Below are 14,920 nucleotides of genomic sequence, written 5' to 3'. Positions count from 1 at the left end.
ATGGCAATCCAATTGTTCGTACCCAATTTCCGTGTCCAAGAATGCCTGAAAGAAATCCAGGAATGCCTGGAAAAAGGCTGGACCGGGCTCGGCTTCAAGACCAATGCAATGGAGGAAGCCTGGAAGTCCTACACGGGTCTGCCGTATGCACATTTCCTCGGCTCCAATACCGTTGGCCTGCACCTTGCCTTCGAACTGTTCAAGACGAAGTATGGCTGGGCGGACGGCGATGAGGTCATCACCACGCCACTGACCTTTGTTTCCACCAACCACGCCATCTTGTATTCCGGCCTAACGCCGGTCTTCGCCGATGTCGACGAATCGCTGTGCCTGGACCCGGACAGCATTGCCGAGCGCATCACGGATCGCACCCGTGCCGTCATCTTTGTCGGATTGGGTGGGAATGTCGGCCAGTACGACAAAGTGGTCGCGCTGTGCAAAGAGAAGGGTATCAAGCTGGTGCTGGACGCGGCCCACATGTCCGGTACCCGCTATCACGGGCGCCACGTCGGCCACGATGCCGATGTCACCGTGTTCAGCTTCCAGGCCGTGAAGAACTTGCCGACCGCCGACTCGGGCATGATCTGTTTCCAGGAAGCGGAAGATGACGAGCGCGTTCGCAAGATGACGTGGCTGGGCATCAACAAGGACACGTTTGCTCGTACCACGACCCAGGGTGCCTACAAGTGGATGTACGACGTGGAAGAGGTTGGCTACAAGTACCACGGCAACTCCATCATGGCAGCGATCGGCCTCGTCCAACTGAAGTACCTTGACAACGACAATGCGTACCGTCGCCAACTGGCGAACTGGTATGAGGAACTACTGTCGGGTCACGACAATATCCGCCTGACGACGATCACCGAAGGCTGTGACTCGTCGCGCCACCTGTTCCAGATTCGCGTGAAGAATCGCGACGAACTCATGTTGGCGCTGCACGAGCATGAGGTGTATCCGGGCGTTCACTACCGCGACAACACCGAATACCGGATGTACGCCAGCGGGAAGGGCAAATGCCCGCGCGCCCATGCCGCCAGCAACGAAGTGCTGTCGCTGCCCATGCATATGGGTATCACCCGCAACGACGTCGAATTCGTCTGCGAACTGGTTCGCAAGTACGCTGCATGAAGCCAATCTTCGAGCCCTTCGAAGCCAAGGGGGTGCGTCTGCGCCCCCTTGCGACGGAAGACCTTCCGTTGACGCTGGCCTGGCGCAATCGCGAGGGCGTGAGGCAGCAGTTTATTTTCTCCGACGTCCTGACGCTGGAAAGCCACCAAGGCTGGTTTAGAAAGTATTCCGAGAAGTCCGACGACTTCGTGTTCGTAGTTCAGGACCCGGAGACTGGCGTGCTGGTTGGACAGGTTGCGATCTACGACGTAAACAAGTCGACCGGCAGCGCCGAGATCGGTCGCTTTGTCGTGTCGCCGGAGGCCACAGGGCAAGGGAAGATGCGCCGTGCGATCGAGGCGTTGCTGGTGTTCGCGCGCGACAGGCTTGGATTATCTAAGGCTTACCTTGAAGTGCTGGAGACGAACCTCCATGCTGCTCGCATTTACGAGAAGCTGGGCTTCGTGGAAACAGGCCGCCGGGAAGGGCGGGTCGCAATGGAGCGTGTATTAGATGACAGTCTATAACAGCAGCCGCAAGCATCCGCTGACGGAGTATGCTGCTGCGGCCAAACTGTGGCGTGTGTGGCTCCATATGGGAGTGCAGGACGTCAAGGGGCGGTTTCGCAATTCAATTTTGGGGCCGCTTTGGATTCTTATTAATCTTTCGGCTACTATGGCGGCGGTCGGGATTATCTTCGGCAAGCTGTTTCATCAGCCGATGGATCAGTTCCTGCCCTTTCTGACGTTAGGGCTCGCTATTTGGGGTTTCATGACATCGGCGTTGACAGAGGGCGGCTCCGCTTTTGTCAATGCCGAGGGATATATCAAGCAATTTTCCTTCCCCAAGGTTACCTACCTGTATAGGGCCATGGTGCCCTATATCGTGGTGTTCGGTGTCGGCATGCTGGTGTTCCTGGCAGTAGCCCTTGCCTATGGCCGGAAGTTCGAAGTCGGTGCGCTGTGGTTTTTTCCCGGCTTCCTGCTGTTTATTGTCATCAATTTCTTTCACTTGGTTATCGTTTCGCACCTTGGTGCCAGATACCGCGATTTACCGCATCTGTTGAGTGGATTGATCCAGATCGGATTCTACGTGACGCCGGTGATGTACACCGTCACCATGCTGAAGGATCGCGGTCTCGGTTTTATCTATCAATACAATCCGCTTTATTATCTGATCGAAATTGTCAGGTATCCGCTGCTCAATAACGCTTCGCCGCCCGAGGAGGTATGGATGGTTGCCGTTGGTTATGCCATTCTGATCGGCGTTGTCGCGTTTGCAGTTATGAAGCGCATGTCTCATCGCATCGTCTACGTTCTATGATCCCCGAGTTGAAGATCAGTTTGCGCGATGTACGCGTTCGCTTTGATGTATCCATGCGGCAGGACAGCCTGAAGGGTGCATTGCTCAATGCTTTCCGTCGCAAGGCCAAGGAACGTGTTGAATACGTGGACGCATTAAAGGGGATTAACCTTGAGATCGCTCACGGGGAGCGAGTCGGGCTGGTTGGCCTCAATGGTGCCGGCAAGAGTACCATCCTCAAGGTGATGGCTGGCATTTATCCGCCGACTTCGGGCGAGACAGAAATAGTCGGGCATGTTTCGCCGATGTTCGAATTGGCCACGGGTTTTGAGATGACCCAAACCGGTTGGGATAATATCCGGATTCGGGCGATGCTGTTGGGGTTGGCTCCGGACGAAGTCGAGGCACGCATTCAGAGCATCGCAGAATTTTCTGAGCTGGGTCATTTTCTGGATTATCCGGTAAAGACATACTCGGCGGGCATGTTCATTCGGCTTGCGTTTTCTGTTTCAACTGCCATTAATCCGGAAATCCTGTTGCTGGATGAAGTTATGGGGGCGGGTGATCTGGTGTTCGCCGACAAGGCAAAGCGCCGGATGTACGAGTTCATGGAACAAGGCAAGATTCTGGTTTTTTCGAGCCATAGCCTGCCTCTGGTTGAGGATTTTTGTGAGCGCGTGATCTGGCTGCGCAAGGGAGAGGTAGCGATGGATGGACCGACCGCTGAAGTGCTTGCCGAATATACACGGCGTGGTGGGCAGTAGTAGTTTTCAACTGAGAATTGATATAAGCGGAAATTAAGATGCGTGTTTTGGCAATTAGTCCGACTGCCGGCTTGGCGGGTATCGATCAGACGTTTCGGGCGCTCTGCCTTGGTCTCGCGGAAAAGGGGCATCACGTGGTCGCGGTGCTGCCGCCCGAGGCAAAGATTGCCCCGCAGCTTAATTTTGGTGGTGTACAGGTTACTCGCTCCAGTTATTTGAAGTGGTGGTTTAATCCCGGCTTTTCCGACGAAAACATTAGTTACTGTCTGGATCGCTCGCGCGAGAGTATCGATTTTCTGGTGCGATTGATCAGGCGTACCAGCCCTGATGTGATTGTGAGTAACACCAGCGTGTTTCTGGACGGTTACTTTGCAGCGCGAATTACTGGTCATCCCCACGTTGCTCATATTCATGCCTTGTTCGTCGACAACATCTATACCGCGATGTCCGGCGAATTCAAGGAGTCGATCTATCGCTTGCTGGCGAGTGGTGGTGGTCACATCGTCGTTCCGGCGCAGTCATTGCGTGAATCACTGAGTGAGCTCGGTATGGGGGACAGTATTTCAGTGGTCCATAATGGCGTTGATATCAAGCGGTTTTCGCCGTCGGTTGCGCGTCGCGATGCGGACGGAATGTTCCGTATCCTGCAATTGGGACATTTCAACGACAACAAGAACCAAATGATGCTGCCAGATGTGGCCATGGACATGCTGCGTCGGGGTTGTGCAGGCTTCCAGTTCGCTTTAGTCGGGCCTAGCGAACCTCAGTATTACGATGCTCTGCATGAGAAGATCATGCGGAATGATCTCGCCAAGTATTTTGATTTGCGCAAGCAGGTGGATGATCCGCTGGAGTGTCTTGGCTCGTCAAACATCTATGTGAACACCTCGACGACGGAGACGTTTCCGGTCTCGTTGCTTGAGGCGCAGGCTTGTGGGCTCCCGGTGGTGGCAACGCCGACCATCGGGGCGCGCGAGATCATCCGCGATGGGGAAGATGGATATCTCGTAGCGAGTGCCAGCGAAATGGCGGCGAAGCTCTGCGAGTTGATATCAGACGCCCCCAAGGTGGCTGATATGGGCAGGCGCGCTAGGGCCAACATTGAAGCACGGTTTTCCAGCCGAGTATATGTGGATGAGTTCGAGAAGGTTTTGGAGCGGGCCGCCACGCAAAGCCAGCAACCGGACGATCGATGGATGAGGGAGGTCTTCTTCCGTGTTCCGTCCCGTCGCGAGCGGGTGAGGGTTGCGGTAATTGTCCCTGACCGTTCGCAGACATCATTTGCATTGCTGGTGGAAAAGCCGTTTGACCAGTTGAGGCGCGAGGACAAAGGGTTCGAATATACGGTATATGACCTTTCCGAGCTTCATAAGATCAAGCTCGAAGAGGTTGAGTTGGTGTACGTGTTGCGCATCTACACCGCCCCCGTCATCGAGATTGTTCGCGGTGCCAAAGCTCTCGGGATACCCGTGGCTTTTGAGACCGATGACAATTATTTCGCGCTTCAGTTTCACAACGGCGAACCAAGTCATGGCCAGTTTGAGAACCAGGACCTCGCAGACCTGATTTCTCTGGCTGACCGGACGGCAGTGTACTCGGCGGCGATGCGCGATGCCGCCGTGGAGCACAGCGATCGGGTCGAGGTGTTCCGGCCCTATCAACTGCTGCCGGCGGAAAAGCCAAAGTACAAGGCAACTTCGGTAATCGGCTTCATGGGTAGCCTGAAGAAGGACGTGGATTTCGAGTTTGTGATCCCGGCACTGGAGAGGATCCTGGCAGAAGATCCCAATGTCTCGCTCGAGTTCTTCGGCTTCGTGCCGGCGGAATTCGAGCGAAATGAGCGTGTGGTGTCGCATCCCTTTAATCCGGACTACGATCAGTTCATCTCGTTTTTCCGCTCCAGGCAGTGGGCCGTGGCGCTGGCGCCGCTAGCCGATACCGAGTTCAATCGTAGTAAAACAAATAATAAATATCGGGAATACGCCGCCGCGGGATTTCCGGGCGTTTACTCGGATGTTGAAACCTATCGCAACTATGTCAAGCAGGAGGTGACTGGTTGCCTGGCTCCCAACGATGAGGAAGGCTGGTATCGCGCCATCCGGACGATCCTCTACAACGAAGATCTGGCGAAGCGCATAGTGTCAACTGCCTATGACGACATTGCGCGCAGTTTCTCCTTCGAGGACCACTGCATCAACAAGAAGGGATTGATCTACCAGCTCGTCGATGACCGGCGCGCGCGCGCTGATATCCGCTCCATGAGCCAGAAGACGGTGTGGAGTGTTCCAACGCCGCTCAACCTCCGCTCGAGCCTGGATTTGGACGGGAAAGATTTTGTGGCTGCTGCGTTCAGTGGCTTGGCAGGTATGGTGGCAGGTGTGTCTACCATCCCGATGATGGATTTCACGGATGGCGATGGCGTGATCGGTGCGGAAATCGTTGTTAATAATGAGATTGCGGCCCAGTCCGTTATTCCGCTTAATCACGTAAAAAATAGATCGTTCCTACGACTCAGCTTTGGAAAGCGCATCGAGGTCGAGGGCACCGACAAGGTCGAAATACGCATCTTTACGCGTGGTGCGACTAGCCGTATTTCGCTCGCTGGAGCAGCGCGTATTAGCGGCATCCGCCGCCGTATAGTGCCGGCTATCGGCCTTGAGTTGTCTGATGAATGCTGAATCGGCGTGTCCCGGCGCGCCGCCTTATGCCAATATTGGGCAAGATCTGTATGAGCGATAACGGTAGCCTTGCAGCTGGCCATGGTGCTGCCGAAGCCGCGCCGAGGCTACAGGCCCGTCTTGTTATCGAGGGCGAGATTCCGACCACTCATATCATCGGCCGACTGATTAGCGAAGCGGCCGGTAATGCGGAGGGGGTTTGCAAGTTGCTCGTGGCCGACTTCCTGCCTGGCCGGATGCAGAGTAACGCAATTCCATTGCTTATCCGCGTTGGCGATCCCTCTGCCGCGCCAATGGTGAAATGGATGCTGCGGCGCAAGATCCCATATCTGTACTACATCGATGACAACTTCTGGGAGCTGCAGGGCGAAGGGCCGCTGATTGCCTATTATCGGGCCAAGGAAGTGCGGGAGACCCTCGAACTCGTGGTTCGCAACGCCAATACGGTTATCGTCAACTCGCCCCACCTCGGGAAGTATTTGCATGATCGTTTTGCGGCGTCGGTTATGGTGTTGCCTGCGCCCTTCGACTTCAGCCTGCTGTCAGGGCTGGCGCCGCCACCTGCGCACGAGCATGAGGTCCGCATCGGATTTGCTGGTAGCGCTACGCGAGAAAAGGACTTCATCGCTATTCTCCCTGCCCTGGAACGAGTGCTTGCTGAAAGGCCGCAGGTGACGATGCATTTCTTTGGTTATTGTCCTCCGTCGCTGCACGGCAGCGACCGCGTCGCCTATCACCCTCACATGGGCAGTTACGAAGACTTCATCAAGTTCAAGCACGCTAGCGCCCTGGATATCGGGCTGGCCCCCATGGCGGATACGGAGTCGAACCGATACAAGACCAACAACAAATACCGTGAATACGGCGCACTGGGCATTGCCGGTGTATATGCTGATAGTCCGCCTTACCGGGACTCAGTGAAGGACGGTGTCAGTGGGCGAGTCGTACGCCAGGATCCCGCAGCCTGGTACCAGGCAATTCTCGAGTTAGTGGATAACCCTCAGCAGCGTGCAGCGATGGGGGCGGCCGCGTACGAGGATGTCCGCAAGCACTATGCCCAGGATGTGGTAGCCATGCAGTGGCGGCGGTTGCTAGAGGACTTCCAGCGCTCGGTACGGATGCCGCGTTTGAGTCGTGCGGCAATTAGCGCCGATACGTGCTGGATTCGCGGGGCCGGATGGCTGGCGCGGCAGAAACTCAGGGTACACCTGCGCTACGTTCGGGCCAGGTCCCTGCTTGCCCGGGTAGTCCGCACGGTTCAAAGTCGGATCAAGGGGGCCGCATGAGCGAAGCACAATTTGCCCCGCCACCAGGCGCCGCATCCGTTGAAGCTTGTAGCATCGCTGCCGTCGTCGTTACTTTCAATCCCGACGAGCCTGTTTTCCGGCGGCTGTTGCAGGCTACCTTGCAGCAGGTCGGGACTGTTGTGGTTGTCGACAACGGATCGGCTCGAGTCGATGTCTCCGCCATGTGCGGTTCGGTAGATGCGGGGGTTGGGCGTATTCGTTACGTACCACTAGGCACCAACCTCGGCATCGCCGCCGCCCAAAACCGCGGTATTGAAGCAGCAAAGGCCGCCGGTGCCGAGTACGTGCTCTTGCTGGACCACGACAGCGTACCGGCTGACAACATGGTCGCAGCGCTCCGGCAAGCCGACCGGCAATTGCGCGACGCCGGCGTCGAGGTGGGCGCGGTGGGCGCGGTGGCGCACGACCGCCGCACCGGGACGACCTCCAAGGTGGTGCGCATGGTGCGGGGCCGGGTGCAGCGACTCGCCAGCCAGACCTCGGAGCCTTATATCGAGGCCGATTTTCTGATCGCCTCCGGTACCATGATTGCCATCTCGGTGCTGGAGCGCCACGGCATGATGAACGAGGGCTACTTTATCGATCATGTCGACACCGAATGGTGCCTGCGCGTAAAGGCGCGGGGCATGCGACTCTTTGCAATTCCGCGCGCGCGGCTTGAGCACGCGCTGGGCGACCATGTCGTGCGGGTCTGGCTGGGCCGCTGGCGCGAAGTGCCCGTGCATTCCCCGGCGCGCGATTACTACATGTTCCGCAATACCGTGCGCATGCTGCTGACGACGCCGATGAGCCTGGCATGGCGGATTACGCATGTGTTCCGCTTGTCGCAGTTTGCGGTGTTCTTCGGCCTCGGCATGTCGCCGCGGCTGAAGCGGATCCGATTGATGACCCGAGGCATTATCGACGGCGTAAAGGGCCGTGGTGGTGCGTTGGTGGATGCGAGGCCGGGCCGTGGAAGCAACCGCTAAGCTGCTGACGATTTCCCTGGTCAGCCACGGCCAGGGGGAATTAATGCGTCCCCTGATCAGGCAATTGTCTGCGATCGCCCATGAACTTCCCCTGAAGGTTGTCGTAACCGAGAACCTGCCTGAACGCCGCGACACGGATGATGCCGTCGGCGATCTCGACATCAGGTATATCCGGAATGCCGCGCCCAAAGGGTTCGGGGCAAACCACAACGCAGCCTTTGCTCTTTGCGATACGCCGTATTTTTGCGTGGTCAATCCCGATGTCCGGTTGATCGAGAATCCCTTTCCTGCGCTGTTGGCCCAAGCCCGGGCCCGGCCGGGGGTCGTAGCGCCGCGTGTGGTCGCCAACGACGGCGCGGTCGAGGACAGTGCGCGGAAGGTGCCGAGGCCATTGGTCTTGTTGCGACGTGCCCTGACCCGATTGGCCAACAAGCGTCTGCCCCCGGACTACGCCGGCGAAGGCACGGTTCCGGTTGACTGGGCGGCCGGCATGTTTCTGCTTTTTGATGCCAGCGTATTCCAGCGACTGGGTGGCTTCGACGACCGGTACCATCTCTATTGCGAGGACGTGGACGTTTGCCTGCGTACATGGCTGAATGGAGGGAGTGTCCATCTGGCCAATGATGTCATAGTGATGCACGATGCCCGCCGCGACAGCCACCGCCGTCTCCGCTACCTCCGCTGGCATCTGGCAAGCATGATGCGGCTGTTTACGTCGTCCGCCTACTGGCGGTTCCGCTTGCGCCAGGTCGCCGCCGGCAATTGAACATTATTAGAACGATTCCATGTTCGATTTCTTCTGGGTTCCAGCTTTTGCCTTCCTGGTCTCTGCGCTGAGCGTGTTGCTGCTGCGGCCAGTCGCTATGGTCGGCGGCCTGCTGGATCGGCCCGACAATCGCAAACGGCACCACGGAGCCGTGCCCCTGGTCGGAGGCATTGCGGTAACGCTGGCGATCTGGGCGGGTTGCCTGCTATTCATGCGCAACCAGGGCTACTACGTCGCCCTGTTAGGGGGGCTGACATTGCTGGCCTTTGTCGGCCTGATTGACGACATGCAAGGCATGTCTCCGGTGGCCAAACTGGGTGCGCAGCTCTTTGCAGCCATCCTGATGACGTCATGGGGCGGCGTCTATCTGACCTCCCTGGGCGACATCTTCGGTCGGCGCGAGATCGAATTGGCGAACTGGGCCATCCCGCTCACGCTATTCGCTGTGGTCGCCGTCATTAATGCCATGAACATGAGCGATGGCCTCGACGGCCTGGCGGGGGGGCTTTCGCTGATCGTGTTCGGCTGGTACGCCTATCTGGCCGGCGAGCTGGGCAATCTCGCTGCGCAGCGGGTGAGCGTAATTTTCTGCGGGGCGATCCTCGGCTTCTTGATCTTCAATATGCGCAATCCTTTCCGGGGAAAGTTGCGCGTATTTCTCGGCGACGCCGGGAGTCTGATGCTCGGATATGGCATCGTCTGGTTTGCGGTGGAGTTGTCACAATCGACATACAACAACGGCCGTCATGTGCCACCGGTCGTGATGCTGTGGGTGCTGGGCTTTGTGCTGATCGACCTGCTGGTGGTGGTGATTCGCCGTGCATTGAAGCGCCGCAATCCGCTGTCCGCTGACCGTACCCATTTGCACCACGTGCTGCTTCGCCTTGGTCTGAGCCCGGATGCCATTGTCTGGGTCATCCTCGTCAGCAATGCCTTGCTGGGCTTTGCCGGCGTTTACGGCTGGAAGCAAGGGGTGTCGGAGCAGGTGCTATTTCTTTCGTTCCTTGGCGTCACCGGGCTTCATCTGTTACTGATGCGAAATGCATGGCGTTGCCTGCGCGTTGGCCGCCGGATCGTGTTGCGCGGTAAGCGCAGTCTCAATTCGGGCGATAACGGAGAGTAAGGCCAGCCCAGGTCTTCTGTTCCGGTCAGGCTGAAATTGCCGCCTTGGCAGCGGTGGCGCGGATGCGAAAGACCAGGATCAGGCCAAACACAACGGCGACGGCATTGGCCGCCGCATACCCGGCCACGGCGCCGCGGGCGCCCAGATTGGGGATCGCAGCCAGGTCGACCGCCACTGTGGTGGCAAGGACCAGTCCCCACTTGATCGCTACCCAGCGAGGCCTGCGCAAATAGATGGGCAACAGGCTCAGTCCCACGTCCGCAAACACCAGGATTGACGCCAGCGCAGCCAGCCGCAACAGATCCACTGTTTCACCGAAAGCCTTGCCATAAAGCAGGTGGACGACGGGCTCCGCGCACAGTGCCAGAACGATGGCACCCACCGCACCCAGGACGGTCATGCCCGCGGCAACGCGAAGGACGTTGCGGCGGGCCGCCATGTCGGATCGCTGTGCAAATACGTAGAGCGGAGCTACGCCCGCAGCCAGAATGGTCGCCAGGGTCGTGAAGTTGTCCAGTATTTGCATGGTGGCCGCGTAAGTACCAAGTTCGGCCAGCGGCACGGCAGGTTTCAGGATCAACTGATCGGCGCGGCGGGCGGCGACCATCAGCATGAAGCTGACCCAGAATAACGCACCGTCGTACACCAGTTCGCGCGTCAGGGCGGGATCATACGTCGGGACCCTTTTCGGAGCGCGAGACAGGTAATACCAGGTAAGCAGCACCGAGGCGATCAGCGGTTCGATCGCAAATGCGCCGGCGTAAGCCGACACAAGTTCGATGCCGGCAAAATACAGCGCCCCGATCAGGCCGGCCTTGGCGGCAAGGGCAACCAGGTTGAACACAACATTGGGACGATTGTGGGTGCGTGCCTGCATCCATGCGATGGCGACGCCGAACGGCTCTCGCATCATGACCGCCGTCCCTAGGATTGCTGCGGGAATCCATGTGTCGGCGGGCTGTTGCGTGGCGGCCAGCCAAATGCACATCAGCACATAGCCGGCGATGCCCGCGCTCAGCCGAATGGCGAAGACGTGCGCGACCAGCGTATGCCTCGCTTCTGGTGTCGCCATTCCCACCAACCGCGGCACCACCACCTCCGCCGAACAAATCAACGGTATCGAAGCCGCAATAAACACCAGCGACTGCGCATACTGAAAATGCCCGAACCCTTCCGTACCCAGCGCCCGTGCCAGCATGGCGACCACGCCGATCCCCACGACCACCTGCAGGCCACGGTCGGCCAGCATCCACAGCAGGTTGCTCGCGACTTTGCGGCGCATCAGGGTTGTTTCCTCAGGCTGCGATATTGCGCCAGCCATTGCCGCGCCACACCGTTCACGTCGAATCGGCCGACAATCCGCTGGCGGCGACGGTCGCGTTCAGAGTCGGTGCCGGGCAGGCTTGCGATGGCGTTGCGCAAGGCGCTCGCCAGCGCCTGCGGATTTTCCGTGGGGGTCAGCGTGGCGGTGTCTCCTGCCAGTTCGGCCACGCCGGCCGCGGTGGTCGCCACGACCGGCAGCCCGCTCGCCAGCGCCTCGCCCACTGCCAGAGGCATGCCTTCGATGCGCGAAGACAGCACGAAGACATCGGCGGCGCGCAGCAGGTCCGGGATGTCTTGCCTGGCGCCTGCCAGCAGCACGGCATGATTCAGCCCGTGCCGGGCGATCTGATGCGCCAGGGCATCGCGCAACGGGCCATCTCCGGCGATCATGAGCCGTGCCTTTGGCAGGTCGCGGCTGATCTCGCCGAATGCCTCGATCAGCATGGCCTGGTCTTTCTCGGGTACTAGCCGGCCGACGTTGAGGACAAGCCGGTCGTCGGGCCCAAGGCCAAGGTCGCGCCGGGCCTGTTCGCGCGAAGCCTGGTCCGGGCGAAAGCGACTGGTATCGATGCCGTTGGGCATCACGATCACGCGTCCCTCCGGCACGGCGCCGCTGGCCACCATCGCCAGGCGGCCGGCGTCGCTGACGTGGGTCGTCATGGCGCACCAGCGGTCTGTGATGCGGTAGGCGAGGGCGCGCAGGCGACCGCCCTCGCGCGCGCTGTGCGCCGAGCAGATGACCGGCGGCATGCGTCCCGTCCCGGCCAGCACCCGAGCGAAGAGGTTGGCGTGGACCATATGGGCATGGATGACATCCGGACGCCACTGCTGCACCAGTTCGCGCGCCTGGCGCAGCGCGGCCAGCATCGACAGCGGGGTCTTGCGCATGGCGAGTTCGGTCACGTGGACTTCGGCCGGCAAGTCGATCTCCTGTCCCTGCGTCAGGCTGAGGATGGCGACTTCGTTGCCCAGTGCCAGGAACGCGCGCGCCAGCGCCGCAATCTGCTGCTCCGCGCCGCCCAGCTTGAGACCGGTGGTGATGACAAGGATGCGCAACGGCGCTCGCGCGGCAGTCTCATCGACGCGACCCATCAGCGGGCTCCGTAACCGGTCGCCAAAGTCCTCAGCGTCTTCACCCCGATCAGCAGATCCAGTGCCAGCGAACAGTGCTTGACGTAATACAGGTCATAGCTGAGCTTGGTCACGGTCTCCTCATGACTGCCGGCGTAACCCTGCTGTACCTGGGCCCAGCCGGACAGGCCGGGCCGCACCAGGTGGCGGTACGGGTAATAGGGGATGGTTTCCGAAAAGCGATCGACCATGGGCGCCTGCTCCGGGCGCGGGCCGATCAGGCTCATATGCCCGAGCAGCACGTTCCACAGCTGCGGGATTTCGTCCAGGCGGTACTTGCGGATAATGCGTCCGACCCGGGTTACGCGCGGATCGCGGCGTGCCGCGAACAGGGCCGGCGCGCCGGCGTCGACGCCCATGCTGCGGAACTTGAGCATGACAAAGGGCTTGCCGAACAGGCCCACGCGCTCCTGCCGGAAGATCGCGCCACCGGGGGTTTCCAGCCGGATAGCCAGTGCCACGGCCAGTCCAAGCGGCACGGCCAGCGGTGCCAGGCAGGCCACGGCCACGATATCGATGGCGCGCTTCAGGTAGCCGTAGAGGTAGTGCGCAGCGTAGTCGTCCAGGAAGTTTTCGTCGATGTGGGCCAGGCCGACGCGGCCGGTCAGCATCTCGCCAACGCGCTCCACCGAATACATGCGGACATGGCTCATCTTGTAATGCGCCAGCAGCCGCGTGCGTTCGGGGTCGCCGGTGGCGCTGCGCTCGACCATCAGGCCGTCGAAGTGCCTGGCGTCCTCCAGCGATCCCACCGGTTCGAAGCGGATGCGGGCCGGCGCCGCGGCGCCGGGCATGGCGAGGATGGCTTCCAGCTGCGCCAGCGTGCCCGGATCGGTATAGCCGAACAGCGGCACGTAGTTCTGCACGAAGCGTCGATAGCCGGTCCACAGCCACGCCAGCGTGATCAGGTAGGACAGCAGCAGGGCGCCGCGAGAATATTCGATATGGAAGGCGGCAAACACAAAAAGCAGGCCGCAGAACGGCAGCGTCGCGGCAAGCCCGGCCAGGCTGTTGTCTTCCATCGCCGGCAGGTGCAGCGAGCGATGCAGCAGCATGAACGCGACCAGGTACGGCATCACCGACCATAGCAGCGTGCGCGTGAACACGTAGGTCACGATGCCGGCGCGGTGCGCCATTTCGGCGCCGACCGCGCTGAGCGCGAACAGCGCCAGCCCGAGCACCGCCCAGGCCACCATCCGGCTGACGCGGCGCACGGTCTCGGAGCCGCCGGTGCGCATGCGCAGCGCGCGGTGCCGCATGCTGTCGGTCTTGGCGGTCATGACGTCGGCACCCGCGCGGCGCGGGGCGTCTGGGCGAGGGCGTCGCGGTAGACGGACCAGGTGGCGTCGGTCATGCGTTCGAGGCCGTAGCACTGCTCCCACCGCTGGCGCGCGCCGTGGCCGAGCGACGCGCGCAGGGCGCTGTCGCCGGCAAGGCGGCGCAGCGCTTCGGCGAACGCGGGCTCATCGTCGTGATTGACCAGCAGCCCGCACCGGTTGCCATCGAGTTGCTCGCGAATGCCGGGCAGGTCCGAGGCGACGACCGGCAATCCGGCCCGCATCGCCTCGAGCACCGATAGCGGGAAGCCTTCGTGGTCGGACGCCAGCACAAAGGCCTGGGCCGAAGCCAGCAGCGCCGGCACTTCCGTGACGTTGCCGGGAAATTCCACGCGCCCGGGCGCCAGTTGTTGCGCCAGCTGCTGCATGGCGTGCCGTTGCGGGCCGTCTCCGACCAGGGTCAGCACACATGACTCCAGCCCGGCGCGCGCGAACGCGCGAATCGCCGCGTCCTGGCGCTTGGGCGCGGCAAAGCGCGCGACCATCACGATTCTTCGCAAGGGACTCAGCGGCTCGGCGCGATGGAGCGTGTCGGGGATGCCGTTTGGAATGACCGACACGCGTTCGGCGGGAAGGGGCAGCGATCGGGCCAGTCGTCGTTCGGCGTCCGCGACGCAGATCACGCGCGCCGCCAGCGGTGCCAGCAACCATTCCGCCACCCGTGCGGCGATGCGCTGGCGCGGTGGGGCTTCGGGCTTGAAGCCAAAACCGTGAACGGTATAGACCACGGGTATGCCGAGTGCCAGCCCGGCGATGCGGCCCAGGGCGCCCGCCTTGGCACTGTGCGCGTGGATCAGGTCCGGGGCAGCCTGTTTCAGCGCGCCGACCAGTTCACGCAAGGCAAGGATGGCGCGCCAGGGCGACAAGGCATTGTCCAGCCGCGTCAACTGGATGGCCCGCGCCCCGGTGTGTTGCGCGATCTCGAAGAGCGGGCCTGCGCCGCCCGCCAGCAGGACGGTGTCTGCCTTGCCGGCCGTCGAGCGCAGCAGGTCGGCGACATGCGACTGCGCGCCGCCGATCTCCGCATTGGTGATCAGGTAGGCAATGCGAGGCCGGGGCGACGGTTGCGCGGATGGATTCAAGGCTCTGTACGTTTCGTGACGGATCGGGCCCG

At 60.7% G+C, this 14,920-nt stretch carries 13 protein-coding genes; 9 read left to right on the top strand and 4 right to left on the bottom strand.

Annotated features, from left to right (window positions below; genetic code table 11):
- The 9 genes from CBM2586_RS12405 to CBM2586_RS12365 are packed head-to-tail and all read left to right on the top strand — an operon-like array spanning nt 1 to nt 10,015.
- Nucleotides 1–1,128: a DegT/DnrJ/EryC1/StrS family aminotransferase gene (locus tag CBM2586_RS12405; RefSeq protein WP_115687801.1), complete on the top strand. Its 1,128-nt coding sequence runs from the start codon at nt 1–3 to the stop codon at nt 1,126–1,128.
- Complete coding sequence (locus tag CBM2586_RS12400; RefSeq protein ID WP_172587075.1) at nt 1,125–1,634, top strand: GNAT family N-acetyltransferase; 510 nt, start codon at nt 1,125–1,127, stop codon at nt 1,632–1,634. Before CBM2586_RS12405 ends, CBM2586_RS12400 begins: the two co-directional genes overlap by 4 nt.
- Nucleotides 1,621–2,430 (top strand): ABC transporter permease, encoded by an 810-nt coding sequence (locus tag CBM2586_RS12395; protein WP_115687797.1) that lies wholly within the window; start codon nt 1,621–1,623, stop codon nt 2,428–2,430. Before CBM2586_RS12400 ends, CBM2586_RS12395 begins: the two co-directional genes overlap by 14 nt.
- A gap of 8 nt (nt 2,431–2,438) precedes the next feature.
- Nucleotides 2,439–3,173: an ABC transporter ATP-binding protein gene (locus tag CBM2586_RS12390; RefSeq protein WP_197723041.1), complete on the top strand. Its 735-nt coding sequence runs from the start codon at nt 2,439–2,441 to the stop codon at nt 3,171–3,173.
- A gap of 38 nt (nt 3,174–3,211) precedes the next feature.
- Nucleotides 3,212–5,851: a glycosyltransferase family 4 protein gene (locus tag CBM2586_RS12385; protein WP_115687793.1), complete on the top strand. Its 2,640-nt coding sequence runs from the start codon at nt 3,212–3,214 to the stop codon at nt 5,849–5,851.
- A gap of 50 nt (nt 5,852–5,901) precedes the next feature.
- A complete protein-coding gene (locus CBM2586_RS12380) occupies nt 5,902–7,137 on the top strand; it encodes a glycosyltransferase (protein ID WP_172587074.1) in 1,236 nt (411 codons plus the stop codon).
- Nucleotides 7,134–8,126 carry a glycosyltransferase family 2 protein gene (locus CBM2586_RS12375; RefSeq protein WP_172587073.1) on the top strand — a complete coding sequence of 331 codons (993 nt, stop codon included), beginning with the start codon at nt 7,134–7,136 and terminating at the stop codon, nt 8,124–8,126. The genes CBM2586_RS12380 and CBM2586_RS12375 overlap by 4 nt, the downstream gene beginning before the upstream one ends.
- Complete coding sequence (locus CBM2586_RS12370; RefSeq protein ID WP_240987922.1) at nt 8,110–8,892, top strand: glycosyltransferase; 783 nt, start codon at nt 8,110–8,112, stop codon at nt 8,890–8,892. Before CBM2586_RS12375 ends, CBM2586_RS12370 begins: the two co-directional genes overlap by 17 nt.
- A 19-nt stretch (nt 8,893–8,911) precedes the next feature.
- Nucleotides 8,912–10,015: an MraY family glycosyltransferase gene (locus tag CBM2586_RS12365; protein WP_115661417.1), complete on the top strand. Its 1,104-nt coding sequence runs from the start codon at nt 8,912–8,914 to the stop codon at nt 10,013–10,015.
- Nucleotides 10,016–10,040: 25 nt separating this feature from the next.
- Here the strand turns inward: CBM2586_RS12365 and CBM2586_RS12360 are convergent, their stop codons facing one another.
- From CBM2586_RS12360 to CBM2586_RS12345, 4 genes are read right to left on the bottom strand one after another with little or no spacing between them, the layout of a single operon-like run.
- Nucleotides 10,041–11,297: a lipopolysaccharide biosynthesis protein gene (locus CBM2586_RS12360; protein WP_115687785.1), complete on the bottom strand. Its 1,257-nt coding sequence runs from the start codon at nt 11,295–11,297 to the stop codon at nt 10,041–10,043.
- A complete protein-coding gene (locus CBM2586_RS12355; RefSeq protein ID WP_115687783.1) occupies nt 11,297–12,430 on the bottom strand; it encodes a glycosyltransferase in 1,134 nt (377 codons plus the stop codon). The genes CBM2586_RS12360 and CBM2586_RS12355 overlap by 1 nt, the downstream gene beginning before the upstream one ends.
- Entirely contained in the window at nt 12,430–13,749 is a 1,320-nt protein-coding gene (locus CBM2586_RS12350; RefSeq protein WP_115687781.1) for a sugar transferase, read from the bottom strand. Before CBM2586_RS12350 ends, CBM2586_RS12355 begins: the two co-directional genes overlap by 1 nt.
- Nucleotides 13,746–14,888, bottom strand: coding sequence for a glycosyltransferase family 4 protein (locus CBM2586_RS12345; protein ID WP_115687779.1), 1,143 nt, complete (start codon nt 14,886–14,888; stop codon nt 13,746–13,748). Before CBM2586_RS12345 ends, CBM2586_RS12350 begins: the two co-directional genes overlap by 4 nt.
- Nucleotides 14,889–14,920: the final 32 nt, after the last annotated feature.

Origin of the sequence: Cupriavidus taiwanensis (assembly GCF_900250115.1) — a bacterium.
Lineage (GTDB): Bacteria > Pseudomonadota > Gammaproteobacteria > Burkholderiales > Burkholderiaceae > Cupriavidus > Cupriavidus taiwanensis_B.
Note: the sequence above shows the minus strand (reverse complement) of the source record. Positions and strands in the feature narration are given on the sequence as shown.